This is a genomic window from Streptomyces sp. NPDC050439 (assembly GCF_040655335.1).
GTDB lineage: Bacteria > Actinomycetota > Actinomycetes > Streptomycetales > Streptomycetaceae > Streptomyces.
This window is the reverse complement of sequence record NZ_JBFAJT010000007.1, coordinates 404,877-430,068: the sequence shown is the minus strand read 5'-3', so window position 1 is coordinate 430,068 and position 25,192 is coordinate 404,877. Positions and strand designations below refer to the sequence as shown.

General features: G+C 69.9%; 24 protein-coding genes. 1 reads left to right on the top strand and 23 read right to left on the bottom strand.

The genetic code is table 11. From position 1 onward, the window contains the following. Window positions 1-66 precede the first annotated feature (66 nt). The 10 genes from gmk to pyrR form a co-directional block, all read right to left on the bottom strand. The gene (gene gmk / locus AB0I66_RS29810) at window positions 67-660 is read right to left on the bottom strand and encodes a guanylate kinase (protein ID WP_363211026.1); all 594 of its coding nucleotides are present in this window, start codon (window positions 658-660) and stop codon (window positions 67-69) included. A 38-nt stretch (window positions 661-698) separates the two neighbouring features. Next, window positions 699-1,022: an integration host factor gene (locus AB0I66_RS29805; protein WP_005319887.1), complete on the bottom strand. Its 324-nt coding sequence runs from the start codon at window positions 1,020-1,022 to the stop codon at window positions 699-701. Between the two features lie 321 nt (window positions 1,023-1,343). Next, window positions 1,344-2,189: an orotidine-5'-phosphate decarboxylase gene (gene pyrF / locus AB0I66_RS29800; protein WP_363211025.1), complete on the bottom strand. Its 846-nt coding sequence runs from the start codon at window positions 2,187-2,189 to the stop codon at window positions 1,344-1,346. Continuing rightward, the gene (locus AB0I66_RS29795) at window positions 2,186-3,292 is read right to left on the bottom strand and encodes a quinone-dependent dihydroorotate dehydrogenase (RefSeq protein ID WP_363211024.1); all 1,107 of its coding nucleotides are present in this window, start codon (window positions 3,290-3,292) and stop codon (window positions 2,186-2,188) included. The genes pyrF and AB0I66_RS29795 overlap by 4 nt, the downstream gene beginning before the upstream one ends. Window positions 3,293-3,366: 74 nt before the next feature. Next, complete coding sequence (carB, locus tag AB0I66_RS29790; protein WP_363211023.1) at window positions 3,367-6,675, bottom strand: carbamoyl-phosphate synthase large subunit; 3,309 nt, start codon at window positions 6,673-6,675, stop codon at window positions 3,367-3,369. Continuing rightward, the gene (gene carA / locus AB0I66_RS29785; RefSeq protein WP_363211022.1) at window positions 6,668-7,828 is read right to left on the bottom strand and encodes a glutamine-hydrolyzing carbamoyl-phosphate synthase small subunit; all 1,161 of its coding nucleotides are present in this window, start codon (window positions 7,826-7,828) and stop codon (window positions 6,668-6,670) included. The genes carB and carA overlap by 8 nt, the downstream gene beginning before the upstream one ends. Further along, window positions 7,825-8,397 (bottom strand): hypothetical protein, encoded by a 573-nt coding sequence (locus AB0I66_RS29780; protein ID WP_363211021.1) that lies wholly within the window; start codon window positions 8,395-8,397, stop codon window positions 7,825-7,827. Before AB0I66_RS29780 ends, carA begins: the two co-directional genes overlap by 4 nt. Beyond that, window positions 8,394-9,680, bottom strand: a complete 1,287-nt coding sequence (locus AB0I66_RS29775; RefSeq protein ID WP_363211020.1) for a dihydroorotase — start codon at window positions 9,678-9,680, stop codon at window positions 8,394-8,396. The genes AB0I66_RS29780 and AB0I66_RS29775 overlap by 4 nt, the downstream gene beginning before the upstream one ends. 3 nt (window positions 9,681-9,683) lie before the next feature. After that, complete coding sequence (locus AB0I66_RS29770) at window positions 9,684-10,670, bottom strand: aspartate carbamoyltransferase catalytic subunit (protein WP_363211157.1); 987 nt, start codon at window positions 10,668-10,670, stop codon at window positions 9,684-9,686. Between the two features lie 81 nt (window positions 10,671-10,751). Further along, window positions 10,752-11,324, bottom strand: coding sequence for a bifunctional pyr operon transcriptional regulator/uracil phosphoribosyltransferase PyrR (gene pyrR / locus AB0I66_RS29765; RefSeq protein ID WP_363211019.1), 573 nt, complete (start codon window positions 11,322-11,324; stop codon window positions 10,752-10,754). 198 nt (window positions 11,325-11,522) lie between these two features. Between pyrR and bldD the strand changes: the two genes are divergently transcribed. Further along, window positions 11,523-12,023 carry a transcriptional regulator BldD gene (gene bldD / locus AB0I66_RS29760; RefSeq protein WP_249591133.1) on the top strand — a complete coding sequence of 167 codons (501 nt, stop codon included), beginning with the start codon at window positions 11,523-11,525 and terminating at the stop codon, window positions 12,021-12,023. Window positions 12,024-12,212: 189 nt separating this feature from the next. Here the strand turns inward: bldD and nusB are convergent, their stop codons facing one another. The 13 genes from nusB to AB0I66_RS29695 all read right to left on the bottom strand — a co-directional run bounded on the left by nusB (window position 12,213) and on the right by AB0I66_RS29695 (window position 25,096). Then, a complete protein-coding gene (nusB, locus tag AB0I66_RS29755) occupies window positions 12,213-12,647 on the bottom strand; it encodes a transcription antitermination factor NusB (protein WP_363211018.1) in 435 nt (144 codons plus the stop codon). Window positions 12,648-12,649: 2 nt separating this feature from the next. Continuing rightward, window positions 12,650-13,216, bottom strand: a complete 567-nt coding sequence (gene efp, locus AB0I66_RS29750; protein WP_344521662.1) for an elongation factor P — start codon at window positions 13,214-13,216, stop codon at window positions 12,650-12,652. Window positions 13,217-13,276: 60 nt separating this feature from the next. Continuing rightward, entirely contained in the window at window positions 13,277-14,383 is a 1,107-nt protein-coding gene (locus AB0I66_RS29745; protein ID WP_363211017.1) for an aminopeptidase P family protein, read from the bottom strand. Window positions 14,384-14,441: 58 nt separating this feature from the next. Then, a complete protein-coding gene (locus AB0I66_RS29740; RefSeq protein ID WP_363211016.1) occupies window positions 14,442-15,374 on the bottom strand; it encodes a Pro-rich N-terminal domain-containing protein in 933 nt (310 codons plus the stop codon). Window positions 15,375-15,535: 161 nt separating this feature from the next. After that, window positions 15,536-16,639, bottom strand: a complete 1,104-nt coding sequence (aroB, locus tag AB0I66_RS29735; protein ID WP_363211156.1) for a 3-dehydroquinate synthase — start codon at window positions 16,637-16,639, stop codon at window positions 15,536-15,538. Window positions 16,640-16,644: 5 nt separating this feature from the next. After that, entirely contained in the window at window positions 16,645-17,160 is a 516-nt protein-coding gene (locus AB0I66_RS29730) for a shikimate kinase (protein ID WP_363211015.1), read from the bottom strand. Continuing rightward, complete coding sequence (gene aroC / locus AB0I66_RS29725; protein ID WP_363211014.1) at window positions 17,157-18,341, bottom strand: chorismate synthase; 1,185 nt, start codon at window positions 18,339-18,341, stop codon at window positions 17,157-17,159. Before aroC ends, AB0I66_RS29730 begins: the two co-directional genes overlap by 4 nt. A gap of 141 nt (window positions 18,342-18,482) precedes the next feature. After that, window positions 18,483-19,310, bottom strand: coding sequence for a shikimate dehydrogenase (locus AB0I66_RS29720; protein ID WP_363211013.1), 828 nt, complete (start codon window positions 19,308-19,310; stop codon window positions 18,483-18,485). Next, window positions 19,310-20,995 (bottom strand): endolytic transglycosylase MltG, encoded by a 1,686-nt coding sequence (gene mltG / locus AB0I66_RS29715; protein ID WP_363211012.1) that lies wholly within the window; start codon window positions 20,993-20,995, stop codon window positions 19,310-19,312. The genes AB0I66_RS29720 and mltG overlap by 1 nt, the downstream gene beginning before the upstream one ends. A gap of 124 nt (window positions 20,996-21,119) precedes the next feature. Further along, on the bottom strand, window positions 21,120-21,605 hold the full coding sequence (gene ruvX, locus AB0I66_RS29710; RefSeq protein WP_363211011.1) for a Holliday junction resolvase RuvX: 486 nt from the start codon (window positions 21,603-21,605) through the stop codon (window positions 21,120-21,122). After that, window positions 21,605-24,274 (bottom strand): alanine--tRNA ligase, encoded by a 2,670-nt coding sequence (alaS, locus tag AB0I66_RS29705; protein ID WP_363211010.1) that lies wholly within the window; start codon window positions 24,272-24,274, stop codon window positions 21,605-21,607. Before alaS ends, ruvX begins: the two co-directional genes overlap by 1 nt. Next, entirely contained in the window at window positions 24,274-24,639 is a 366-nt protein-coding gene (locus AB0I66_RS29700; protein ID WP_363211009.1) for a DUF6167 family protein, read from the bottom strand. The genes alaS and AB0I66_RS29700 overlap by 1 nt, the downstream gene beginning before the upstream one ends. A 7-nt stretch (window positions 24,640-24,646) precedes the next feature. Then, entirely contained in the window at window positions 24,647-25,096 is a 450-nt protein-coding gene (locus tag AB0I66_RS29695; protein WP_363211008.1) for a DUF948 domain-containing protein, read from the bottom strand. Between the last annotated feature and the right edge of the window lie 96 nt (window positions 25,097-25,192).

The following is a 25,192-nucleotide window of genomic DNA, read 5'->3' as shown; positions in this document are numbered from 1 at the left end:
CTTCCGATGGGGATGTCCCTCGAATGGAAATTGAGGGTCAGTCCGGGTTACTGAGGATGAAGAAGATCAAACAACTTTCATCAAGGCTAGCAGCTCACGCGCCACGTCCTCGACGGAGGTATTGACCAGGGTCGTGTCGAACTCGGCCTCGGCGGCGAGTTCGATCTTCGCCGCGCCGAGCCTGCGCTCGATCACCGCGGGCGCCTCGGTCCCCCGGCCGGTGAGCCTGCGGACCAGTTCCTCCCAGCTCGGCGGGGCGAGGAAGACCAGTTGCGCCTCGGACATCGACTCGCGGACCAGACGTGCGCCCTGCAGATCGATCTCCAGGAGGACGGGCTCGCCCGCCTCCAGGCGCCGCAGGACGGCGGCCCGCGGCGTGCCGTAGCGGTTGCCCGCGAACTCGGCCCACTCCAGGAGCTCGCCGTTGGCGATCAGCTTGTCCATCTCGTCGTCGGAGACGAAGAAGTAGTGGACGCCGTCCTTCTCGCCGGGGCGCGGCTTCCGGGTGGTGGCCGAGACCGAGAGCCAGACCTCGGGGTGTTCCTTGCGCATATGAGCGACGACCGTGCTCTTGCCGACCCCTGAGGGGCCGGAGAGCACGGTCAGCCGCGGACGTACGTCCGGGGGCACGGGGGTCGTCCCCCGGGATGTTGCAGCCATGCAGCGATTATCCAGGTTCTCAGGAGTGCCTGAGAACGTCAGGCAGCGCCACCGCCGAACTCACGCTCCAAGGAGGCGATCTGGTTGGAGCCGAGACCGCGCACACGGCGGCTCTCGGAGATGCCAAGACGCTCCATGATCTGCTTGGCGCGGACCTTGCCCACGCCGGGCAGGGACTCCAGGAGAGCGGAGACCTTCATCTTGCCGATGACATCGTTCTCCTGACCCTGCTTGATGACCTCATGAAGCGAGGCGCCGGAGTGCTTGAGTCGATTCTTGACCTCGGCCCGCTCCCGGCGAGCCGCGGCGGCCTTTTCGAGCGCGGCTGCGCGCTGTTCAGGGGTAAGGGGCGGAAGAGCCACGCCTACGTCACCTCGGATGTCGAACTGTCGGATACGGACCGGTGAGGAACCTAGTCGCCCCACACCTGGTGAGCAACGTGCAACGCGCTTGCCCGTTCGCTCTCGTCGGAGACTAGCGGGCATGGCCGCCGGAGTCAGCGAGAACAGACGAAAAGTCCTGGTCAGCCTCTGTCGAGGTGTGCATTTCGGGCATTTCACCCCTGATTTGGCCCCGTGAGTCATCGGCGAAACGTCGGGACGTGGCCGGACACGACCTTCGAAGACGGAAAAACACCCTCCGCGGACCTCAGAACACCCTCAGAAGGCCTTCGGAAGAAGACCTCAGGCCGAGGCGACGGCCGCACGGACCTCGTCCGCGAAACGGCTCGCGGCCACGCGCAGACCCGCCACGTCAGGACCGTGACGCAGGACACCCCGGCTCACGCTCGGCACGACATTGCGTACGGCGTCCCCGAAGACCCCCGGCAGATCCGCCGGGGTGGCTCCCTGCGCCCCGATGCCGGGGGCGAGCAGCGGTCCGTTGATCGCGAGGTCGTACGAGGACAGGTCCCCGAGCGTGGCCCCCACGACGGCGCCGAAGGACCCCAGGGGCTCCGCGCCTGCGTTGTCGGCCGCCAGGTGACCGAGGATCGTCGCGCCGATCGTGCGGCCGTCCTCGCGCACCGCGTGCTGCACCTCGGCGCCCTCGGGGTTGGAGGTGAGGGCGAGGACGAAGAGCCCGGTGCCGTTCTCGCGCGCGAGGTCGACGGCCGGCCGCAGCGAGCCGTAGCCGAGGTAGGGCGAGACCGTGAGGGCGTCGGAGAACAGCGGCGAGTCCTTGTGCAGGAAGGTCTCGGCGTACGCGGCCATGGTCGAGCCGATGTCGCCGCGCTTGGCGTCCATGACCACCAGGGCGCCGGCCGCACGCAGCTCCTGGACGGCCTTCTCCAGTACGGCGATGCCGCGCGAGCCGAAGCGCTCGAAGAACGCGCTCTGCGGCTTGAAGACCGCCACCGTGTCGGCGAGCGCCTCGACGACGGTGCCGGTGAACCGCTCCAGGCCCGCGACGTCGTCGTTCAGGCCCCAGGCGGACAGCAGGGAGGCGTGCGGGTCGATGCCGACACAGAGCGGGCCGCGCTCGTCCATGGCGTGGCGAAGGCGGCTGCCGAAGGGTTCGAGGGCACTCATGCGGGCTTCCTTACGTCGGCGCCGACAGCCTCGGCGAGGGTGGCGTACGAGCTCGCCCGAAGGCGTGCGGCGAGCCCCTTGTGGATGGCGCGGCCCCAGAAGGGCCCCTCGTAGATGAACGCGCTGTAGCCCTGCACCAGGGTGGCGCCGGCGAGGATGCGCTGCCAGGCGTCCTCGGCGTTCTCGATGCCGCCGACGCCCACGAGCGTGATGCGGTCGCCCACGCGCGCGTAGAGGCGGCGCAGGACCTCCAGGGAGCGCTCCTTGAGGGGCGCGCCCGACAGACCGCCGGTCTCTCCGTAGAGCGAAGGTTCGGATCGCAAACCGAGGCCCTCGCGCGCGATGGTCGTGTTCGTGGCGATGATGCCGTCCAGGCCGAGTTCGACGGCCAGGTCGGCGACCGCGTCGACGTCCTCGTCCGCCAGGTCGGGGGCGATCTTCACGAGGAGCGGCACGCGCCGCCCGGAGACACTGCGGTCGGCCGCCTCGCGTACGGCGGTGAGCAGCGGCCGCAGCGACTCCGTGGCCTGGAGGTTGCGCAGGCCGGGAGTGTTCGGGGACGACACGTTGACCACGAGGTAGTCGGCGTGGGCGGCGAGCCGCTCGGTCGACTTCACGTAGTCGGCCGCGGCCTCCTCCTCGGGGACGACCTTGGTCTTGCCGATGTTGACGCCCACGACCGTCTTGAAGACGGCCTTGCGGGCGCCCAGGCGCTCGGCCACGGCCGCCGAACCCTCGTTGTTGAAGCCCATGCGGTTGATCAGCGCGCGGTCCTGCACGAGGCGAAAGAGCCGCTTCTTGGGGTTGCCGGGCTGCGGCTCCCCCGTGACGGTGCCGATCTCGATGTGGTCGAAGCCGAGCATCGACATGCCGTCGATCGCGACGGCGTTCTTGTCGAAGCCTGCGGCGAGACCGAAGGGGCCGTGCATCCGCAGGCCGAGGGCCTCGGTGCGCAGCTCCTTGTGGCGCGGCGCGAGCACGGCGGCGACGAACGTGCGCAGCACGGGGACGCGGGCCGCGAGCCGGATCCAGCGGAAGGCCAGGTAGTGGGCCTGCTCCGGGTCCATGCGCTTGAAGACGAGGTCGAAGAAGAATTTGTACATGTGGGTGTCCTCAGAGGTCCTCAGGTGTGCTCACCAGAAGGGGGACACCGGATCGGTGTCCCCCTGGTGGGCTGCTAGTCGCGGGCCGCGGTCAGATGCTCCGCGTGTTCCTGGAGTGAACGGACGCCCACGTCCCCGCCGTTGAGCGCGTCGATGCCCTGGACGGCGGCGGCGAGCGCCTGGACCGTCGTCAGGCACGGCACGGAGCGGGACACGGCCGCCGTACGGATGTCGTAGCCGTCGAGGCGGCCACCGGTGCCGTACGGGGTGTTGACGATGAGGTCGACCGCGCCGTCGTGGATCAGCTGGACGATCGTCTTCTCGCCGTTCGGGCCCACGCCCTCGCTCTGCTTGCGCACGATCGTGGCGTTGATGCCGTTGCGCTTGAGCACCTCGGCCGTGCCGGACGTGGCGAGCAACTCGAAGCCGTGCGCGACCAGTTCACGCGCCGGGAAGATCATCGAGCGCTTGTCGCGGTTGGCCACCGAGATGAAGGCGCGGCCCTTGGTCGGCAGCGGACCGTACGCCCCGGCCTGCGACTTGGCGTAGGCCGTGCCGAACACCGAGTCGATGCCCATGACTTCACCGGTGGAGCGCATCTCCGGGCCGAGGACGGTGTCGACGCCACGCCCGTGGATGTCGCGGAAGCGCGACCACGGCATGACGGCTTCCTTCACCGAGATCGGCGCGTCCATCGGCAGCGTGCCGCCGTCACCGGTCGCCGGGAGCATGCCCTCGGCGCGCAGCTCGGCGACGGTGGCGCCGAGCGAGATGCGCGCGGCGGCCTTGGCCAGCGGCACCGCGGTCGCCTTCGAGGTGAAGGGGACGGTGCGCGAGGCGCGCGGGTTGGCCTCGAGGACGTAGAGGATGTCCCCGGCCATCGCGAACTGGATGTTGATGAGGCCGCGGACGCCGACGCCCTTGGCGATGCCCTCCGTGGAGGCGCGAAGCCGCTTGATGTCGTGCCCGCCGAGGGTGATCGGGGGCAGCGCGCACGCGGAGTCGCCGGAGTGGATGCCGGCTTCCTCGATGTGCTCCATGACGCCGCCGAGGTAGAGCTCCTCGCCGTCGTAGAGCGCGTCCACGTCGATCTCGATCGCGTCGTCGAGGAAGCGGTCGACGAGGACCGGCCGCGAGGGGCTGATCTCGGTCGACTCCTCGATGTACGCGGACAGGCGGGTCTCGTCGTACACGATCTCCATGCCGCGGCCGCCGAGCACATACGACGGGCGTACGAGGACGGGGTAGCCGATCTCGTCGGCGATGGCCTTGGCCTCGGCGAAGGTGGTCGCGGTGCCGTGCTTGGGCGCGGGGAGACCGGCCTCGGCGAGCACGCGGCCGAAGGCGCCGCGGTCCTCGGCGGCGTGGATGGCCTCCGGCGAGGTGCCCACGACCGGCACGCCGTTGTCCTTGAGGGCCTGCGCCAGGCCCAGCGGGGTCTGGCCGCCGAGCTGGACGATGACGCCCGCGATCGGCCCTGCCTGCGCCTCGACGTTGACGATCTCCAGGACGTCTTCGAGCGTGAGCGGCTCGAAGTACAGGCGGTCGGACGTGTCGTAGTCCGTGGAGACGGTCTCGGGGTTGCAGTTGACCATCACGGTCTCGTAGCCCGCGTCGCTCAGCGCGAAGGAGGCGTGGACGCAGGAGTAGTCGAACTCGATGCCCTGGCCGATGCGGTTCGGGCCGGAGCCCAGGATGATGACCGCGGGCTTCTCGCGCTGAGCGACCTCGTTCTCCTCGTCGTACGAGGAGTAGAAGTACGGCGTCTTGGCGGCGAACTCGGCGGCGCAGGTGTCGACCGTCTTGTAGACCGGGCGCACACCGAGGGCGTGGCGCACCTCGCGGACGACGTCCTCGCGCAGGCCGCGGATCTCCGCGATCTGGTGGTCGGAGAAGCCGTGTCGCTTGGCCTCGGCGAGCAGGTCGGCGTCCAGGCGCTCCGCGGCGGCGAGCTCGTCCGCGATCTCCTTGATCAGGAAGAGCTGGTCGACGAACCACGGGTCGATCTTCGTGGACTCGAAGACCTCCTCGGGCGTCGCGCCGGCACGGATGGCCTGCATGACGGAGTTGATGCGCCCGTCGGTCGGCCGGACGGCCTCTTCCAGAAGAAGGGCCTTGTCGCCGGGCTCGCCCACGAAGGTGAACTGCGAGCCCTTCTTCTCCAGCGAGCGCAGCGCCTTCTGCAGCGCCTCGGTGAAGTTGCGGCCGATCGCCATGGCCTCGCCGACCGACTTCATGGTGGTCGTCAGGGTTGAGTCCGCCGAGGGGAACTTCTCGAAGGCGAAACGCGGGGCCTTGACCACCACGTAGTCGAGCGTCGGCTCGAAGGAGGCCGGGGTCTTCTCGGTGATGTCGTTCGGGATCTCGTCCAGCGTGTAGCCGACGGCCAGCTTTGCCGCGATCTTCGCGATCGGGAATCCGGTGGCCTTCGAAGCGAGCGCGGAGGACCGCGAGACACGCGGGTTCATCTCGATGACGATGACCCGGCCGTCCGTCGGGTCGATGGCGAACTGGATGTTGCAGCCGCCGGTGTCGACGCCGACCTCGCGGATGATCGCGATGCCGACGTCACGGAGGGTCTGGTACTCGCGGTCGGTCAGCGTCATCGCCGGGGCGACGGTGATCGAGTCGCCGGTGTGCACGCCCATCGGGTCGAAGTTCTCGATGGAGCAGACGACCACGACGTTGTCGTTCTTGTCGCGCATCAGCTCCAGCTCGTACTCCTTCCAGCCGAGGATGGACTCCTCAAGGAGGACCTCGGTGGTCGGCGAGAGCGTGAGGCCCTGCCCGGCGATGCGGCGCAGCTCCTCCTCGTCGTGCGCGAAGCCGGAACCGGCGCCGCCCATGGTGAAGGAGGGGCGGACGACCACGGGGTAGCCGCCGAGCTCGTCGACGCCCTTGAGGACGTCGTCCATGGAGTGGCAGATGTACGAGCGGGCGGACTCGCCGTGCCCGATCTTCTTGTTGACCTCGGCGACGACGCCCTTGAAGAGGTCGCGGTCCTCGCCCTTGTTGATGGCCTCGACGTTGGCGCCGATGAGCTCGACGCCGTACTTCTCCAGGACACCCTGCTCGTGCATGGAGATCGCGGTGTTGAGCGCGGTCTGGCCGCCCAGGGTGGGCAGGAGCGCGTCGGGGCGCTCCTTGGCGATGATCTTCTCGACGAACTCGGGGGTGATCGGCTCGACGTAGGTCGCGTCGGCGATCTCCGGGTCGGTCATGATCGTCGCCGGGTTCGAGTTCACCAGGATGACGCGCAGGCCCTCGGCCTTGAGCACGCGGCAGGCCTGGGTGCCGGAGTAGTCGAACTCCGCTGCCTGGCCGATGACGATCGGGCCGGAGCCGATGACCAGGACGGACTGGATATCGGTGCGCTTAGGCACGCTGGCCCTCCATGAGCGATACGAAGCGGTCGAACAGGTAGGCGGCGTCGTGCGGACCGGCCGCCGCCTCGGGGTGGTACTGGACGCTGAACGCGGGCTGGTCGAGGAGCTGGAGCCCCTCCACCACCTGGTCGTTCAGGCAGACGTGGGAGACCTCGGCGCGGCCGTAGGGCGTGTCGGAGACCTTGTCGAGGGGCGCGTCGACGGCGAAGCCGTGGTTGTGCGCGGTGACCTCGACCTTGCCGGTCGTGCGGTCCTGCACGGGCTGGTTGATGCCTCGGTGGCCGTACTTCAGCTTGAAGGTGCCGAAGCCGAGCGCGCGGCCGAGGATCTGGTTGCCGAAGCAGATGCCGAAGAGCGGGGTCTTGCGCTCCAGGACGCCCTGCATGACGGAGACCGGGTGGTCCGCGGTGGCCGGGTCGCCGGGTCCGTTCGAGAAGAACACCCCGTCCGGGTTGACCGCGTACACGTCGTCGACCGTGGCGGTGGCGGGCAGGACGTGCACCTCGATGCCGCGTTCGGCCATGCGCTGCGGGGTCATGCCCTTGATGCCGAGGTCCACGGCGGCGACCGTGAACTTCTTGGTGCCGATCGCGGGGACGACGTACGCCTCCTTGGTGGCGACCTCGGCGGAGAGGTCGGCGCCCTTCATCTGCGGGGCTGCCTGCACCTTGGCGAGCAGGGCGTCGTCGCCGACGCCGGTGAAGGCCGCTCCGGAGAAGATGCCGACGCGCATGGCGCCGCTCTCGCGCAGGTGGCGGGTGAGGGCGCGGGTGTCGATGCCGGAGATGCCGACGACGCCCTGGGCGGTGAGCTGCTCGTCCAGGGTGCGCTTGGAGCGCCAGTTGGACGGCACGCGCGCGGGGTCGCGCACGACGTAGCCGGAGACCCAGATGCGGGCGGACTCGTCGTCCTCGTCGTTCACGCCCGTGTTGCCGACGTGCGGGGCCGTCATGACGACGACCTGGCGGTGGTACGAGGGGTCGGTGAGGGTCTCCTGGTAGCCGGTCATGCCGGTGGAGAACACCGCTTCGCCGAAGGTCTCCCCCACGGCCCCGTAGGCGCGGCCGCGGAAGATGCGGCCGTCCTCCAGGACGAGTACGGCGGGAGACGCCTTCTGCCTAACGGCGGATCCCCTTGTGGAGGTCGTCATCGTGCGGTGCCTTCCGTAGTGCTGGTCTTGTTGATCATGTTGTTGACGGCCTCGACCCATTCCGCCTGCTCGGCCGCGTGGTCCGAGCGGAAGCCCGAGTCGATCAGCTTCTCGCCGTGCTCCCAGGTGACGATCAGCAGACCGCCCTCCGCGAGGACCTTTCCGGCGATGCCCTTGTCGAGCCGGGCCTCGCGCAGCTGTGCGGCCGGGACGAAGAAGTCGGCCGCGCCGGGGCGTACGACGTCGAGGCCCGCGTCGGTGAGCGTGAGCTCGACGCGGCTGCGGGTGCCCAGACCGTGCGCCACGATGCGGTCGAGCCACTGCCCTGCCGTGGTCGAGCCGTGGTAGCGGCCGCTCAGCTCAAGTCTGGCCGGACCCGGCTCGGACGGCGCGGCGGGGAGCTCCGGCAGGTCACCCTGGAGCGTGCCGCGCCACTTCCAGCCCTCGCGCATCAGCCAGTAGACGAGCGCGATGAAGAGCAGAAGGCCGACGACCCAGCCCGCACGGGCGGCCCAGTCGGTCACCTCCGCCGATTCCTTCTCGGCGGCCAGTTCCAGAAGAGATGTCACGCGAGCTTCCCGTCGACGACCGTGGCGCGGCCCCGCAGCCACGTGTGCGTCACGCGACCGGGCAGCTCACGGCCCTCGTAGGGGGTGTTGCCGCTGCGCGAGCTGAAGCCCGCCGGGTCCACGACACCACGGTAAGCCGGATCGAGGAGCGTGAGGTTCGCGGGCTCACCTGCCGAGACGGGGCGTCCGTGGCCCTTGGCCTGCCCGATCTCGGCGGGCTTGACGGACATCCGGTCGGCGACGGCCTCCCAGGTCAGCAGGCCGGTCTCGACCATCGTCTGCTGGACGACGGAGAGCGCGGTCTCCAGGCCCACCATGCCCATGGCGGCCGCGGCCCACTCGCAGTCCTTGTCCTCGTGCGGGTGCGGGGCGTGGTCGGTGGCGACGATGTCGATCGTGCCGTCGGCCAGGGCCTCGCGCAGCGCCATGACGTCGCGCTCGGTGCGCAGCGGCGGGTTGACCTTGTAGACCGGGTTGTACGAGCGGACCATCTCGTCGGTGAGGAGCAGGTGGTGCGGGGTGACCTCGGCGGTCACGTCGATGCCGCGCGACTTGGCCCAGCGGACGATCTCGACCGAGCCGGCGGTCGACAGGTGGCAGATGTGCACCCGCGAGCCGACGTGCTCGGCGAGCAGCACGTCACGCGCGATGATCGACTCCTCGGCGACGGCGGGCCAGCCGCCGAGGCCCAGCTCGGCGGAGACGACGCCCTCGTTCATCTGGGCACCCTCGGTGAGCCGCGGCTCCTGCGCGTGCTGGGCGACTACACCGCCGAAAGCCTTCACGTACTCCAGGGCGCGGCGCATCATCACGGCGTCGTCGACGCACTTGCCGTCGTCGGAGAAGACGGTGACGCCGGCCGCGGACTCGTGCATGGCACCGAGTTCGGCGAGCTTCTTGCCCTCCAGGCCGACGGTGACGGCGCCGATCGGCTGGACGTCGGCGTATCCGCCCTCCTGGCCCAGGCGGTAGACCTGCTCGACGACGCCGGCGGTGTCGGCGACGGGGAAGGTGTTGGCCATGGCGAACACGGCGGTGTAGCCACCGGAGGCGGCGGCCTGCGTGCCGGTCAGGACGGTCTCGGAGTCCTCACGGCCGGGCTCGCGCAGGTGGGTGTGGAGGTCGACGAGGCCGGGCAGCAGGATCTGGCCCTCGGCCTCGACGACGGTGGCGCCGGCCGCGTCGATGCCGGTGCCCACCTCGGCGATCGTGCCGCCGTCGATCAGTACGTCCTGGGGCTCGCCGCCGAGCACCTTCGCACCACGGATCAGGGTCTTGCTCATGTCTTACTTCTCCTCGGAACCGGTGGGGCGGGTGTGGGTGACGGCGGGTTCGTTCCCGCCCAGGAGCAGATAGAGGACGGCCATCCGGGTGTGCACGCCGTTGGCGACCTGCTCGATGACCGTGCAGCGGTCGGAGTCGGCGACCTCGGCGGTGATCTCCATGCCGCGGACCATCGGGCCGGGGTGCATCACGATGGCGTGCTCGGGCATCTTCGCCATGCGCTGGCCGTCCAGGCCGTAGCGACGCGAGTACTCGCGCTCGGTCGGGAAGAACGCGGCGTTCATGCGCTCGCGCTGCACGCGCAGCATCATCACGGCGTCGGACTTCGGGAGCACCCGGTCCAGGTCGTACGACACGTCGCAGGGCCAGTTGTCCACGCCGACCGGGACGAGCGTGGGCGGGGCGACCAGGGTCACCTCGGCGCCCAGGGTGTGCAGCAGGTCGACGTTCGAGCGCGCGACCCGGCTGTGCAGGACGTCGCCGACGAGCGTGATGCGCTTGCCGGTCAGGTCCTTGCCGAGGCCCGCGTCGCGCCCGACGAGGCGGCGCCGCATGGTGAAGGCGTCGAGCAGCGCCTGGGTGGGGTGCTGGTGGGTGCCGTCGCCCGCGTTGATCACCGGGGCGTCGATCCAGCCGGAGGTGGCGAGGCGGTAGGGGGCGCCGGACGCGCCGTGCCGGATGACGACGGCATCGACGCCCATCGCCTCCAGGGTCTGGGCGGTGTCCTTGAGGGACTCGCCCTTGGAGACGCTGGAGCCCTTGGCGGCGAAGTTGATGACGTCGGCGGAGAGGCGCTTCTCGGCGGCCTCGAAGGAGATCCGGGTCCGGGTCGAGTCCTCGAAGAACAGGTTGCAGATCGTGCGGCCGCGCAGGGCGGGAAGCTTCTTGATCGGCCGGTCGGCGACCCGGGCCATCTCCTCGGCGGTGTCGAGGATGAGAACGGCGTCGTCGCGGGTGAGGTCGGCGGCCGAGATGAGGTGTCGCATCATCTGGGTTTTCTCCGTCATGTGGAGGTGTGCGGGCATGCGGGCGCGCAGGGGTGTGCCCCGGGTCCCGCAGGAAAGCCGGTCCTACGCGGAAGCGGGCTTGGCACCGAGCAGCACGGCGTCGCGGCCGTCCTCCTCGGCGAGCTGGACCTTGACCGTCTCCCGCAGCGACGTGGGGAGGTTCTTGCCGACGTAATCGGCGCGGATCGGGAGTTCGCGGTGGCCGCGGTCGACGAGGACGGCGAGCTGCACCGCGCGCGGGCGCCCGATGTCGTTCAGACCGTCGAGGGCGGCGCGGATGGTGCGACCGGAGAAGAGCACGTCGTCCACGAGGACGACGAGGCGGCCGTCGATGCCGTCACCGGGAATCTCGGTGCGGGCCAGTGCGCGCGGCGGATGCATGCGCAGATCGTCGCGGTACATCGTGATGTCGAGTGAGCCAACCGGGATCGTGCGTCCGGTGATTTCTTCGAGCTTCTCGGCGAGGCGCCGGGCGAGGAAGACGCCACGGGTAGGAATGCCGAGCAGCACCACGTCTTCGGCGCCTTTGGCGCGCTCGACGATCTCGTGCGCGATACGGGTCAACACCCGTGCGATGTCCGGGCCTTCGAGCACGGGCCGGGCGACATCGGGTTCGTTCGTGTCGTTCGAGTCCATATGAAACGGACCTCCTTCTCCGCCTCACGGGACGGACCTTAAAGGACGTCGAAATTGCGCCATCCACGGTACCAGCACCGGAAACGTCCCCGGTCACGACCCCCCTCGGGAGTGCCGGTACGGACCATTCGGCTTGACGCACCCAAGTAACGCTGCGTAACCTCACAGTGAGTTACCGTTCTTCGTCCGGGGAGCTATATGTCCAGCGAATACGCCAAACAGCTCGGGGCCAAGCTCCGCGCCATCCGTACCCAGCAGGGCCTTTCCCTCCACGGTGTCGAGGAAAAGTCCCAGGGACGCTGGAAGGCGGTCGTGGTCGGTTCGTACGAACGCGGCGATCGCGCCGTGACCGTACAGCGCCTTGCCGAGCTGGCGGACTTCTACGGCGTCCCGGTCCAGGAGCTGCTGCCCGGCACCGCTCCCGGCGGCGCGGCCGAGCCGCCGCCGAAGCTCGTGCTCGATCTGGAGCGCCTCGCGCACGTCCCGCAGGAGAAGGCGGGCCCCCTCCAGCGGTATGCCGCCACGATCCAGTCGCAGCGCGGTGACTACAACGGCAAGGTGCTCTCGATCCGCCAGGACGACCTGCGCACCCTCGCCGTGATCTATGACCAGTCGCCCTCGGTTCTCACCGAGCAGCTGATCAGCTGGGGCGTCCTGGACGCGGACGCGCGCCGCGCCGTCGCTCACGACGACGTCTGATCCCTCAAGGGACACTTGAGCAGAAACGTACCGCCGGGGTGGCCGGAACCGATCGGGTTCCGGCCACCCCGGCGTTTGCGTGGGCGCCTGAGCTTCTCCCGGAGCCCCAGCGGCCCCAGGAGCCCCGGGACATGCCAGAGGGCCCGCAGCGGCATGCTGCGGGCCCTCTGAGCGGCGTTCGGCCTCGAACTACGCCTCGTCGCGGCGCAGGCTCGGCTTCAGGTCCTTGAAGCGGCCGAGCAGGCCGTTCACGAAGGACGGCGAATCGTCCGTGGAGAACTCCTTGGCGAGCTGCACGGACTCGTCGAGCACCACGGCGTCCGGGGTCGCGTCGACCCAGATCAGCTCGTAGGCACCGAGGCGCAGGATGTTGCGGTCCACGACCGGCATCCTGTCCAGGGTCCACCCGACGGCGTACTGCGAGATCAGCTCGTCGATGTGGCGCGCGTGCTCCGCGTACCCCTCGACCAGTTCCATCGTGAACTCGCTGACCGGCGGCTGCCGTGTGTCGGCCCGCGAGTGGCGCACCCAGTCCGCGAGGACCGTCACAACATCCGCGCCACGCTGGTCGGCCTCGAAGAGGATCTGGAAGGCGCGCTTGCGGGCCGTATTACGAGCAGCCACGGTTAGCTGTTCACCCGGCCGAGGTAGCCGCTGTCACGGGTGTCGACCTTGATCTTCTCGCCGGTCGTGATGAAGAGCGGCACCTGGATCTGGTGGCCGGTCTCCAGCGTCGCGGGCTTGGTGCCACCGGTGGAGCGGTCGCCCTGGACACCGGGCTCGGTCTCCTGGATGACCAGCTCGACGGCGGCCGGCAGCTCGACGAAGAGGACTTCGCCCTCGTGCTGCGCGACGGAGGCCGTGAAGCCCTCGATCAGGAAGTTGGCGGCGTCACCGACGGACTTGCGGTCGACGTGCAGCTGGTCGTACGTCTCCATGTCCATGAAGACGAAGTAGTCGCCGTCCATGTAGGAGAACTGCATGTCGCGCTTGTCGATCGTCGCCGTGTCGACCTTCACGCCGGCGTTGAAGGTCTTGTCGACGACCTTGCCCGACATCACGTTCTTGAGCTTGGTGCGCACGAAGGCGGGGCCCTTGCCGGGCTTGACGTGCTGGAACTCGACGACGGACCAGAGCTGGCCCCCGTCGAGCTTGAGCACCAGGCCGTTCTTGAGGTCGTTCGTGGAAGCCACGGTTGCGGAATCTCCTGGACTGACGTGGACGACCCCGGCGCACGCGCACAGCTCGAAAAGCTAGAGCGCGAGCAGCTCCTTGGTCGTGATGGTGAGTAGCTCGGGTCCGCCGTCCGCCTCGGGGCGCACGACGAGCGTGTCATCGATCCGGACACCTCCCCGTCCCGGGAGGTGAACCCCCGGTTCGACGGTGACCGGCACGCAGGCGTCCAGTTTACCCATGGCCGCGGGCGCCAACTGCGGGTCCTCGTCGATTTCGAGCCCCAGCCCATGTCCCATCAACGGAGCGAGACCATCCGCATACCCGGCGGAGTCCAGTACATGGCGTGCGGCGCGGTCGATGTCGCGGTAGGCGGCGCCCGGTACGAGAGCCTCCCTGCCCGCCCGCTGAGCGGCGAAGACGAGGTCGTACAACTCGATCTGCCAGTCCGCGGGAGACGTACCGATGACGAACGTACGCCCGATCTCACAACGATAGCCGCGATAGCCGGCGCCCAGGCACACGGAGAGGAAATCCCCCTCCTCCACGCGGCGGTCGGTCGGCCGGTGACCGCCCCGGCCGGCGTTCGGCCCGGTGGCGACGGAGGTCGGGAAGGCGGGCCCGTCGGCGCCGTGATCGACGAGGCGGCGCTCCAGCTCCAGCGCGAGATGGCGTTCCGTACGCCCCACGAGGATCGATTCGAGCAGCTCACCGAGCGCCTGATCGGCGATCTCGGAGCCGATCCGCAGACAGGAGATCTCCTCCTCGTCCTTGACCAGCCGCAGCTGCTCCACCGCTCCCCCGAGATCCGTCAGACGCAGCCGCGGCGCCACGGACCCCAGCGCGCGATGCCGGGCGACCGTGAGGTCGTGCTCCTCGACGGCGAGCGAGTCGGCGCCCTGCCCGGCCGCGAGATCGGCCCCCGCGACGGCGGGGTCGCCACCGGCCGCGTCGAGCAGCTGGACACGCAGCGCCTCGTCGGGCCGCCCCTCGCCCCGCTCGTCGCCCGGCGGCCCCGCGCACAGCAGCAGATCCTCGCTGCTGCCCAGCAGGAGCACGGCACCCTGTGGCGCCGCCCCCGCGAGATACCGCACGTTGGCGGGACGGGACACCAGCGCCGACGCGCTGCCGCCCGCGGCACAACGCTCCCTCAGCCGCTCACGGCGGGCCGCGTACACCTCAGACATGACACGAGCCTATGAGCGGTGGCCCGGGTCGGCCGGTCGAGCGCGTCCGACCGAGCGGCTACCACTGCGGCGGGCTCGCGATGGAGCGGGCGAGGACGTCGTCGAGGACCCGGGCCGTGGCGGGCACGTCCAGCTGGGAGTTGTCGATGATGGGCAGGCCCGAGCCGTACCAGCCGGCCATGCGGCCGTGGATGCGGGCCACTTCCTCGTCCGTCAGGCGGCGGTTGCCGCTGCGCTCGGCATTGCGCTCCAGGACGATCTCCAGGCCCGGCAGCAGGACCACCGGGAGCAGGCCGGGGCCCACGTGGCGCTTCCAGCCGCCGAGGCCGACGACCGGGCGGTCGGGGAAGACCGCGTCGTCGAGGATGCAGGAGATGCCGTTGGCCAGAAAGTTCCGCGCGGCGAAACCGCAGGTACGGCGAGCCAGGCGGTACTGCGCCTCGGAGTGGTCGTTCCAGCCCGACTGGGGGTCGGCGAAGCCTGAGCGCACCCATTCGCGTACGTCGTCCAGGCTGATGTGGGCGGTCGGCACCCTGCGGTGCTCCGCCCAGTACTTGGCCACGCTCGTCTTGCCCGCGCCCGCGGGGCCGATCAGGAGGACGGCCAGCGTGGTGCCGCCGGTGTCCGCCTGGGCCGTGCCGGGCGGCGGGCTCGGCATGGCGACGGGGCCGCCCGGCGGGAGCTGGATGTGGCCGGTGGTGTCCGGGGTCGGGGGCACGGGGGCGCCCGGGGCGTGGTGGTGCTGTGGGGCACCGGGCGCCACGTGCTGCGGCGCCGGGGCGTGCGGGTGCGGGGCCGGTCCCTGCGGATGGGGGGCCGTGCCCTGCGGGTGCGGTGCGCCGGCGAATCCCGGCGCGGGAGGCGGTGGGCCGCCCGGCGCGGCACCCGGCGGCGGACCGCTCGGGTGATGTGCGGCCGGGGACCAGCCGGTGGCCGGTCCGTGCCCCGGCTGATGGGGCGGCGGCAGCGGAGACCCCACTGCGTGCTGCATCCGGTGCCACTCCGTCTCGTGCGACTGACGCTGGTCGGGCGGCGGCCGGGGCCACCCGTTACCGAACGGTACCGTCCCCGGCCGACGTTGTGTGAACGGCCGGGGAGGCCGCAGGGTGCCCGTGGCTTGTTCCGGCGGGCCGATTCAGCGCTTCTCGGGCGCTAGTTCGCCACTTCGCCGTAAGCGGCGAGCAGCACCGCGGGGTCGGGTCCCTCCAGGACGGTCGGCTTGCCGAGGCCGTCAAGGACGATGAACCGCAGCAGGTCACCGCGGGACTTCTTGTCGACCTTCATGGTCTCCAGGAGCTTGGGCCACTGGTCGTAGCGGTAGCTCAGGGGCAACCCGACCGACTCCAGGACGGCGCGGTGCCGGTCGGCGGTCGCGTCGTCCAGGCGTCCCGCGAGGCGGCCGAGTTCGGCCGCGAAGGCCATGCCCACGGAGACGGCCGCGCCGTGCCGCCACTTGTAGCGCTCGTTCTTCTCGATGGCGTGGGCGAGGGTGTGGCCGTAGTTGAGGATCTCGCGCAGGCCCGACTCCTTGAGGTCGCCGGAGACGACCTCGGCCTTGACCTTGATGGAGCGCTCGATCAGCTCGGCGGTGTGCCGCCCCTGCGGGCTGCGCGCCGCCTGGGGGTCCTCCTCGATGAGTTCGAGGATCACCGGGTCGGCGATGAAACCGGCCTTGATGATCTCCGCGAGGCCCGACACGAAGTCGTTGACCGGCAGCGAGTCGAGCGCGGCCAGGTCACACAGCACGCCCGTCGGCGGGTGGAAGGAGCCGACCAGGTTCTTGCCCTCGGCGGTGTTGATGCCGGTCTTGCCGCCGACCGCGGCGTCCACCATGCCGAGCACGGTGGTCGGCACGGCGATCCAGCGGACCCCGCGCAGCCAGGTCGCGGCCACGAATCCGGCGAGGTCCGTGGTGGCTCCGCCGCCGACACCGATGATGAGGTCGCTGCGGGTGAAGCCGGACTGTCCAAGCGCCTTCCAGCAGTACGCGGCGACCTCGGCGGTCTTGGCCTCCTCGGCGTTCGGCACCTGGATGGCGACGACCTCGAAGCCCTCGCCCGCCAGGTCCTCGCGCAGCGCCTCGCCGGTCTCGGCGAGCGCCTCCGGGTGGATGATCGCGACGCGCTTGGTCCCCTCGCCGATCAGGCCGGGCAGCTCGCCGAGGAGCTGCCGTCCGACGAGCACCTCGTACGGCTCGGTGCCCGCGGTGCCGCCGACCTGGATACGGGTGGGCGGCTGCCCCGACGTCTCGGTCATCTCCGTCATGCTTCCTTCAACTCCAGTGCGTCGAGGACCGCTTGGGCTACCTCTTCGGGGGTGCGGTCGTCGGTGGCGACGACGGCGCGGGCGACTTCGGCGTAGAAATGGCGGCGGGCTTCCATCAGTTCGCGCCACTGCTTGCGCGGGTTGACCGCGAGCAGCGGGCGGGCGACGTTCAGACCGGTGCGCTTGACCGCCTCCTCCACGTCCATCGACAGATAGACGACGGGGTGCGGCGCGAGGAGCGCACGGGTCGACTCGTCGAGGATCGCGCCCCCGCCGAGCGCGAGGATGCCCTCGTGCTCGGCGAGCGCCGTACGCACGGCCGCCCGCTCCAGGTCGCGGAAGTGCGGCTCGCCCTCGTCCACGAAGATCTCCGCGATCTCCCGGCCCTGTGCGGCCACGATGTCGGCGTCGGTGTCCCGGTAGACGGTGCCGAGGCGCTCGGCGAGCAGTGCGCCCACCGTGGACTTGCCCACGCCCATCGGTCCGACCAGAACGATCTGCGGGCCGGTCACCGGATCTGGAGGTTGTCGAGGTACGACTGCACGTTCCGCCGGGTCTCGGCCACGCTGTCGCCGCCGAACTTCTCGGCGACGGCGTCGGCCAGGGTCAGCGCGACCATCGCCTCGGCGACGATGCCGGCGGCCGGGACCGCGCACACGTCGGAGCGCTGGTGGTGGGCCTTGGTGGCCTCGCCGGTGGCGACGTCGACGGTGGCGAGCGCGCGCGGCACGGTCGCGATGGGCTTCATCGCGGCGCGTACGCGCAGCAGTTCACCGGTGGTCAGGCCGCCCTCGGTGCCGCCGGAGCGTCCTGAGGTGCGCTTGATGCCGTCGTCGGTGGAGACGATCTCGTCGTGCGCCTTGGAGCCAGGCACCCGCGCGAGGTCGAAGCCGTCGCCGACCTCGACGCCCTTGATGGCCTGGATGCCCATGAGCGCGGCGGCCAGGCGGGCGTCGAGACGGCGGTCCCAGTGCACGTGCGAGCCGAGCCCGACCGGCACGCCGTACGCGAGGACCTCCACCACACCACCGAGGGTGTCGCCGTCCTTGTGGGCCTGGTCGATCTCCGCGACCATCGCCTTGCTCGCGTCCGCGTCGAGGCAGCGCACCGGGTCGGCGTCGAGCTTCTCGACGTCGGCGGGGGTCGGGTAGACGCCGTACGGAGCCTTGGCGCTCGCCAGCTCGGTCACATGGCTGACGATCTCGATCCCGGCCGTCTCCTTGAGGTACGAGCGGGCGACCGCGCCGAGCGCGACGCGGGCCGCGGTCTCACGGGCGGAGGCGCGCTCCAGGATCGGTCGGGCCTCGTCGAAGCCGTACTTCTGCATGCCGGCGAGGTCGGCGTGGCCGGGCCGGGGCCTGGTCAGCGGGGCGTTGCGAGCCAGGTCGGCGAGGATCTCCGGGTCGACCGGGTCGGCCGCCATGACCTGCTCCCACTTGGGCCACTCGGTGTTGCCCACCATGATCGCGACGGGCGAGCCCATGGTCAGGCCGTGCCGGACGCCGCCCAGGAAGGTGATCTCGTCGCGCTCGAATTTCATGCGCGCACCGCGCCCATAGCCGAGGCGCCGCCGGGCCAGGTGGTCCGCCACCATCTCCGTGGTGATCGGCACGCCGGCGGGAAGACCCTCCAGCGTCGCGACAAGTGCGGGTCCGTGGGACTCTCCCGCGGTCAGCCAACGCAACCTGCTCAACGGTGCTCCTCATGCTCGCGCCTGGAACTGCGTGGCGCGACCGGGTGCGCGGCCCTGGCCCGCCACCCCCGATCCTCCCACGTCGGGGGGCGGGACCTGGCCTCCGGTCCAGAAAGCGGACGTTCCCGCACGGCGGAGGCCCTAGCGGGCGGCCAGCGCGTGTTCCCCTGCCTTGCGCATCGCGGCAAGCGGCGCCGGCGAGCGGCCGGTCATCTGCTCGACCTGCAGCACCGCCTGGTGCACGAGCAGGTCGAGTCCGCTCACCACGGCTCCGCCGTACATCGACCAGCGGGCCGCCAGCGCGGTGGGCCACGGGTCGTACAGGACGTCGAAGAGGGTCGCGGGCCGCTCGGGCACGGCGGCCGACAGCGCGTCCGTGGCACCCGCCGGGGTCGTGGCGATCACCAGCGGAGCGTCCAGCGCCTGTTCGGCGTCCGCCCAGTCCGCCGTCCGCACCTCCACCTCAAGTCGCTCGCCCCACTGCCGCATCTCGGCGGCGCGCGCCTCGCTGCGTACGTACGCGACGACCTCGCCGGTGCAGATCCGCGCGAGCGCGGCGAGCGCGGACGACGCGGTGGCGCCCGCGCCGAGGATCGCGGCCGACTCCACCTGCTCGATGCCGCGTTCCCGCAGGGCGGCGACCATGCCGGGGATGTCGGTGTTGTCGCCGACGCGGCGGCCGTCTTCCGTGAAGACGACGGTGTTCACCGCCTCGACGGAGGCGGCGGTCTCGCTGATCTCGTCGAGCAGCGGGATCACCGCGCGCTTGAGCGGCATCGTCAGCGAGAGCCCGGCCCACTCGGGGCCGAGCCCTTCGAGGAACCCGGGCAGCGCGGCCTCGTCGACGTCGAAAAGGTCATACGTCGAGTCGACCAGTCCCAGCTCCCCGTATGCGGCGCGGTGCAGCACCGGGGAGAGGGAATGGGCGATGGGGGAGCCGAGAACCGCGGCTCGGCGCTTGGTGCTCATCAGCCCTTGTTCTTCTTCTGTTCCTCGAGGTACTTCTGACGGTTGATCTCATGCTGCTTGTTCGTCTCGGCGAACAGGGTGGTGTCCGCGTTGATGGAGACGAAGTAGTACCAATTCCCCTTGGCCGGATTCAGCGCCGACTTGAGCGCCTCGTCGCCGGGGTTGCCGATCGGCCCGGGAGGCAGGCCCTTGATCTTGTAGGTGTTGTACGGGTCGTTGAACTTGCGCAGATCGTCGACCGTTCCGGTTTCCAGGGTGCTTTCGGCCTTGGCGTAATTCACCGTGGAGTCGAAGTCGAGCAGTCCGTACGTCTCCGTGTTGTTCGGCTTGAGGCGGTTGTAGACGACTGTCGCGACCTTCTCGAAGTCGTGCTTGTACTTGCCTTCCGCCTGGACGAGGCTCGCCACGGTGAGCACCTGGAGCGGGTCCTTCAGCTTCAGCTCCGCGGCCTTGGCCTTGAGGCCCAACTCGTCGTACTTCTGGTTGGCGTGGGCCACCATCTTCTTCAGGACGTCCGCGGGCTTCTGCCCCTTGGCGACCGGGTAGCTGGAGGGGTAGAGGAAGCCTTCCAGCGGGTCCTTGATGTCCTTGTTGGTGTTCGCCCAGTCCGGAAGTCCGAGGGACTTCCATTCCTTCTTGGCGACGCCCTCGGTCGTACCCTTGTCGAGTTCGAGGCGTGTGTCGATCTGCTTGTAGACCCACGAGTTCCGCTTGCCCTCGGGAATGATGAGGTTATTGCGGCTCTTCGGGCTGAGCATCAGTTCGACCGCACTCTGGGCCGACATCTGCTTCTTCAGGACATAGACACCGTCCTGAATGGAATCGCCCTTGGGATTCTGCGCCTGCGCGGAGACAAAAGCGTCCACGCTCTTGACGACCCCGGCGTCCTTCAGCTTCTGGCCGATCACATAGCCGCCGGCCCCCTTCGGGATGTCGACGGTCGCGAGGCCCGAGCCCTCGCCCGCGTAGTCCGGCGACGTACCGAATCGGTCCTGGTAGAACTGGTAGCCGAAATAGCCGACCCCGCCGAGACCGCCGGCGAAGACCAGCGTCACGACCAGGCAGGCGCAGCCGTTGCGGCGCTTCTTCGGTTTCTTGCCGCCCCGGCCGCCCTTGCGGTCCCCGCGGCCGCCCCGGCGCCCCGGCGGCTCGTCGTCATACTCGTCCTCGTCGTCATCGCCGCCCGAGAAGAAGGCGTGCTCGCCCTGGTCCGGGCCCGGGTCCCAGTCCTGCTGGGGCTCGGGCTCACCGCGGCGGCGGGACGGCGGCTCCGGCGGGGGGTACGCGTCCGGGGTGCTGTAGTAGTCGGCGTTCTCCGCGCCGTAGCCGCTCTGCTGGTGGCCGTAGGGGTCCGCCGGGTCAGCGGTGTAGGCGGCCTGGCCCTGCTGGCCGGTGTCCCAGCCGCCGTTGTACTGCTGCTGACCGGCGGGCCCGCCGTACTGCTGCTGACCGTAGGCCTGCTGCTGGCCCGTGTTCCAGTCGTCGTACTGCGCCTGGTGGGGTTGCTGCGGCTGCTGCGCATGCTGCTGAGGGTTCTGGGCATGCTGCTGAGGGTGGTACTGCCCCTGGCCGCCGTAGGGGGACTGGCCGCTCGCGGCCTGCTGTCCTCCCCATCCGCTGTCCCCGTACAACGGGTCCTCGGGATGCCACGGTTCGGAGCCTGGACCCCGGCCATACTCAGTCATCGATCCCCTACAAGCCGCGAGGCGGGGCCGCCGTCCGAGTATTCGGGCAACCGTTCCGCCTCTTGATGCTGTGCGGCAGCTGTTCGAACACCGCCGCATCGCGCGGAACGTTACCGTATCGCGATCAGATGACCACTTCGACGCCCTCGCCCGGAGCTTTACCTGACGCCCGTTCGGACTCCAGTGCTTGCTGAAGGATGATGACGGCTGCCGCCTGATCGATGACAGACCTGCCCTTTTTGGACTTCACGCCCGAGGCGCGCAGTCCCTGACTGGCCGTCACTGTGGTCATCCTCTCGTCCACGAGCCGCACCGAAAGGGGGGCGACCATGCGGGCGAGGTCCTGGGTGAAGGCGCGGACCTTGGCAGCCGCCGGGCCCTCGCCCCCGTTGAGGGAGCGAGGGAGACCGACGACGAGCTCGATCGGTTCGTACTCGTCGACGAGCTGCTTCAACCGGCGCTGGGCGGCCGGGACGTCGCGTCCCGGCACCGTCTCCACCGGGGTGGCGAGGATCCCGTCGGGGTCGCACGAGGCGACCCCGATCCGGGCATCGCCGACGTCGATCGCGAGGCGTCTGCCGCGGCGGATGCCCACAGAAGAGTCGTCCATCAGGCCGTCTCGCCGACAAGGCGCTCGACGGCCGCCATGGCGTCACCGATGGCCGCGGCGTTCTGACCGCCGCCCTGGGCGACGTCCGGCTTGCCGCCGCCACCGCCACCGAGGGTCTTGGCGGCCGTACGGACGAGGTCGCCGGCCTTGAGGCCGCGCTCGCGTGCGGCCTCGTTCGTGGCGATGACCGTCAGCGGGCGGCCGTTGGCCGTCGTGAAGAGGGCCACCACGGCCGGGCGGTCGCCCTGGATGCGGCCGCGCACGTCGAGGACCAGCCTGCGCAGGTCGTCGGCGCCCGTGCCGTCCGGCACCTGGCCGGTGACGAGGGCGACGCCTCGTACGTCCTTGGCGCTGTCGACGAGTCCGGCGGCGGCCGCGAGGACCTTCTCCGCGCGGAACTTGTCGATCTCCTTCTCGGCGTCCTTGAGCTTGCCGAGCATGGCGGCGACCTTTTCGGGCAGCTCCTCGGAGCGGCCCTTGATCAGCTCCTGGAGCTGGGCGACGACCGTGTGCTCCTTGGCGAGGAAGTTGTACGCGTCGACGCCGACCAGGGCCTCGATGCGGCGCACACCCGAACCGATGGACGACTCGCCGAGCAGCTTCACCAGGCCCAGCTGGGCGGTGTTGTGGACGTGCGTGCCGCCGCACAGCTCCTTGGAGAAGTCACCGATGGTGACCACGCGGACCCGCTCGCCGTACTTCTCGCCGAACTCGGCGATGGCGCCCTGCTTCTTGGCCTCGTCGATCGACATGACCTCGGCCTGTACGTCGAGCTCGTGCGCGAGGACTTCGTTGATCTTCTGCTCGACGTCCGTCATGACGGCCGTGGGCACGGCCGACGGGGAGCCGAAGTCGAAGCGGAAGCGGCCGGGCTGGTTCTCGGAACCCGCCTGGGCGGCCGTCGGGCCGAGCGCGTCGCGCAGCGCCTGGTGCGTGAGGTGCGTGGCGGAGTGGGCGCGGGCGATGGCCGTGCGGCGGCGCGCGTCGATCGAGGCCCAGACGGGTGCGCCGACGGTGATCTCGCCGACCTGGACGACGCCCTTGTGGACGTGCACGCCGGGGACCGGCTTCTGCACGTCGCGGATCTCGACGACCGCGCCGTTGTCGAGGCGGATCCGGCCGGTGTCGCCGATCTGGCCGCCGCCCTCGGCGTAGAAGGGGGTGCGGTCGAGGACGACCTCGACCTCGTCGCCCTCGCGGGCGGCGGGCGAGGAGACGCCGTTGACCAGGAGGCCGACGATCGAGGCCTCGTTCTCGGTGAGGTTGTAGCCGGTGAAGTCCGTGGCGCCGGCGTTGTCGGCAATCTCGCGGTAGGCGTGCAGATCGGCGTGGCCGGTCTTCTTGGCCTGGGCGTCGGCCTTGGCGCGCTCCCGCTGCTCCTTCATCAGACGCCGGAAGCCGTCCTCGTCCACGGCGAGGCCCTGTTCGGCGGCCATCTCCAGGGTGAGGTCGATCGGGAAGCCCCACGTGTCGTGCAGCAGGAACGCCTTGTCGCCGGAGAGGACCTTGCCGCCGGCGGCCTTGGTCTCGGTGACGGCGGTGTCGAGGATGTTCGTGCCGCCCTTGAGGGCCTTGAGGAAGGCGGCCTCTTCGGCGAGGGCGACGGTCTCGATGCGCTTGCGGTCGGTCTGCAGCTCGGGGTACTGCTCGCCCATCGACTTGATGACCGTGTCGACGAGCTCATTCACGACCGGGCCGGTGGCGCCCATCAGACGCATGTTGCGGATGGCGCGGCGCATGATGCGGCGAAGCACATAGCCGCGGCCTTCGTTGCCCGGCGTGACGCCGTCGCCGATGAGCATCACGGACGTACGCATGTGGTCGGCGACCACGCGCAGGGAGACGTCCGAGCCCTGCTCGGCGCCGTACCGCACGCCGGTCAGCTCGGTGGCCTTGTCCATGACGACGCGCAGGGTGTCGGTCTCGTACATGTTCTGCACGCCCTGCAGGATCATCGCGAGGCGTTCGAGACCGAGGCCGGTGTCGATGTTCTGGCTGGGCAGGTCGCCGAGGATCTCGAAGTCCTCCTTCGAGGTGCCCTCGCCGCGCTCGTACTGCATGAAGACCAGGTTCCAGATCTCCACGTACCGCTCGTCGTTGACGGCCGGGCCGCCCTCGACGCCGAACTCGGGGCCGCGGTCGTAGTTGATCTCGGAGCAGGGGCCACAGGGTCCGGGGACGCCCATGGACCAGTAGTTGTCCTTCTTGCCCAGGCGCTGGATGCGCTCGGCGGGGACGCCCACCTTCTCGCGCCAGATGGTCTCGGCCTCGTCGTCGTCGAGGTAGACCGTCACCCACAGGCGCTCGGGGTCGAGGCCGAAGCCACCGTCCGCCACGGAGCTGGTGAGCAGCTCCCAGGCGTACGTGATGGCGCCTTCCTTGAAGTAGTCGCCGAAGGAGAAGTTGCCGCACATCTGGAAGAACGTGCCGTGCCGCGTGGTCTTGCCGACCTCTTCGATGTCGGGCGTGCGCACGCACTTCTGCACGCTCGTGGCGCGCGAGAACTGCGGCTTGACCTCACCCAGGAAGTAGGGCTTGAAGGGCACCATGCCCGCGGGGACGAGGAGCAGAGTCGGGTCGTCCGCGATGAGCGACGCCGAAGGGACGACGGTGTGCCCGCGCTCCTCGAAGAAGCTCAGCCAGCGGCGGCGAATCTCGGCCGACTCCATCAGTGGTCCTCATTCCGGTTGTACGAGTACTTCGACTTCGAGAGGTACTTGCCCTGCGTGTTCTTGTCGGTCTTGCTGGTCTTGCCGTTCTCGACGGCCACGACCACCCGGCGCTGCCCCGGCAGTTCGGGGTCGACCGGGGCCTCGAGGCCCAGGGCCTCGCCCAGTTCGGCCTCGCGCTGGGCCATGCCGTCGCGGACGTCGAGAGCGAAGTCCTTGAGCTTGTGACCTGCCTCGACCGCCTTGTTCGCGGCTTGGGCCGCGAGGCTCTCGGGGGTCAGTTGCTTGATCTTGCGGTTGACCTTGGTGGTGGCCCACACACCGGCAGCGGCGCCCGCGGTGAACCAGAACGTACGGCGGAACATCGCTGCGTCAGTCCTTCTTCCGCTTGCCCCGCCGCCGCGCGGAGGGCACCGTGCGCCCCACGATCACGGTACGTCGGGCGGGCGCCGGGGGCACATTGTTGGATTCGGGTCCTGCCTTGCGGCCCAGGGCCCTGCGCACCCCGTAACCGAAGGCCGCGACCTTGACGAGGGGCCCGCCGAAGGTGGAGGCCACCGTCGTGGAGAGCGCCGACGCGTTCGACGTGACTTCCTGGACGTCCGACGCGATGGCGTCGACCCGGTCGATCTGCGTCTGCGCGGAGCGCACCGCCTCGGAGGCGTCCGCGAGGAGCGGGACGGCCTGCTCGGTCACTTCCGCGACGAGCTTGGTGGTCGCCCTGAGCGTCTGCGCCAGCCTCACCAGCGCCACGGCCAGGAAGGAGACCAGGATCGCCCAGAAGACGGCCACCAGGATCCCGGCCACCTCTCCACCGGACACTGTGCACCGCTCCCTGATCATCGGCCCTGAACATCGAAAAGTCGTCCCCCGACCCTATCGCGCCGATGCCGAGGCTCCGCACCGCATTACCGTGCA

What these genes read in the sequence shown, in the direction of transcription:
- gmk (WP_363211026.1), bottom strand. Translation starts at nt 660, where the DNA reads ATGGCTGCAACATCCCGGGGGACGACCCCCGTGCCCCCGGACGTACGT.
- pyrF (WP_363211025.1), bottom strand. Translation starts at nt 2,189, where the DNA reads ATGAGTGCCCTCGAACCCTTCGGCAGCCGCCTTCGCCACGCCATGGAC.
- AB0I66_RS29795 (WP_363211024.1), bottom strand. Translation starts at nt 3,292, where the DNA reads ATGTACAAATTCTTCTTCGACCTCGTCTTCAAGCGCATGGACCCGGAG.
- carA (WP_363211022.1), bottom strand. Translation starts at nt 7,828, where the DNA reads ATGACGACCTCCACAAGGGGATCCGCCGTTAGGCAGAAGGCGTCTCCC.
- AB0I66_RS29775 (WP_363211020.1), bottom strand. Translation starts at nt 9,680, where the DNA reads ATGAGCAAGACCCTGATCCGTGGTGCGAAGGTGCTCGGCGGCGAGCCC.
- AB0I66_RS29770 (WP_363211157.1), bottom strand. Translation starts at nt 10,670, where the DNA reads ATGATGCGACACCTCATCTCGGCCGCCGACCTCACCCGCGACGACGCC.
- pyrR (WP_363211019.1), bottom strand. Translation starts at nt 11,324, where the DNA reads ATGGACTCGAACGACACGAACGAACCCGATGTCGCCCGGCCCGTGCTC.
- bldD (WP_249591133.1), top strand. Translation starts at nt 11,523, where the DNA reads ATGTCCAGCGAATACGCCAAACAGCTCGGGGCCAAGCTCCGCGCCATC.
- AB0I66_RS29745 (WP_363211017.1), bottom strand. Translation starts at nt 14,383, where the DNA reads ATGTCTGAGGTGTACGCGGCCCGCCGTGAGCGGCTGAGGGAGCGTTGT.
- AB0I66_RS29740 (WP_363211016.1), bottom strand. Translation starts at nt 15,374, where the DNA reads ATGCAGCACGCAGTGGGGTCTCCGCTGCCGCCGCCCCATCAGCCGGGG.
- aroB (WP_363211156.1), bottom strand. Translation starts at nt 16,639, where the DNA reads ATGACCGAGACGTCGGGGCAGCCGCCCACCCGTATCCAGGTCGGCGGC.
- AB0I66_RS29720 (WP_363211013.1), bottom strand. Translation starts at nt 19,310, where the DNA reads ATGAGCACCAAGCGCCGAGCCGCGGTTCTCGGCTCCCCCATCGCCCAT.
- mltG (WP_363211012.1), bottom strand. Translation starts at nt 20,995, where the DNA reads ATGACTGAGTATGGCCGGGGTCCAGGCTCCGAACCGTGGCATCCCGAG.
- ruvX (WP_363211011.1), bottom strand. Translation starts at nt 21,605, where the DNA reads ATGGACGACTCTTCTGTGGGCATCCGCCGCGGCAGACGCCTCGCGATC.
- alaS (WP_363211010.1), bottom strand. Translation starts at nt 24,274, where the DNA reads ATGGAGTCGGCCGAGATTCGCCGCCGCTGGCTGAGCTTCTTCGAGGAG.
- AB0I66_RS29700 (WP_363211009.1), bottom strand. Translation starts at nt 24,639, where the DNA reads ATGTTCCGCCGTACGTTCTGGTTCACCGCGGGCGCCGCTGCCGGTGTG.